Below are 518 nucleotides of genomic sequence, written 5' to 3'. Positions count from 1 at the left end.
CGCGTCTCCCTCCCCCCTCCGAGCACCCGTTGCGTATGACGCTCAGCCTTGCCGCGCGCCTGACCGCGGCCCTCACCGCCGTTGTCATCACCCTGACGCTGCTGACCGTGACGCTCATGGGGCTGTCGCTGCGCTCGCGTGTCGAGGCCGAGATGGCCTCCTCGCTGTCGCGGGACGTGACCCGCTGGCAGGCGTTGAAGGACCAGGAGCTGCGGGTGCTCGTGGAGCTGGGGCGCGTGGCGGCGGCCAACCCCGCGTTCACGGCGGCCTTCGCGGAAGAGCACGCGGAGGCGGACGCCCTGCTCCACGAGCAGCGCACGGTGCTGGGCGTGGACCTGTTGGCGCTGGTGGGCGTGGACGGCACGGTGATCGCCTCCACCGGCGAGCGGACCCTGCCGGGCATGGAGAAGGTGATGCGCCAGCAGGGCCAGGTGCTGCTGCCGGCGTCCGCCGCGCCCCTGTTCGCGGTGGCGCAGCCGCTGCAGTCCAACGGGCTGCCGGTGGGCTTCCTCGTGGTG

Annotated in this window: 1 pseudogene; it reads left to right on the top strand. The window is 73.0% G+C overall.

Annotation, left to right across the window (positions count from 1 at the left end):
* Positions 1 to 35: 35 nt before the first annotated feature.
* Positions 36 to 518 (top strand): annotated as a pseudogene (locus tag D7X55_RS40345) (methyl-accepting chemotaxis protein); the annotation flags it as partial.

This window comes from Corallococcus sp. AB049A, from assembly GCF_003668885.1.
Classification (GTDB): Bacteria; Myxococcota; Myxococcia; order Myxococcales; family Myxococcaceae; genus Corallococcus; species Corallococcus interemptor.
The sequence above is the reverse complement of the archived record's forward strand: the minus strand, read 5'-3'. Positions and strand labels throughout refer to the sequence as shown.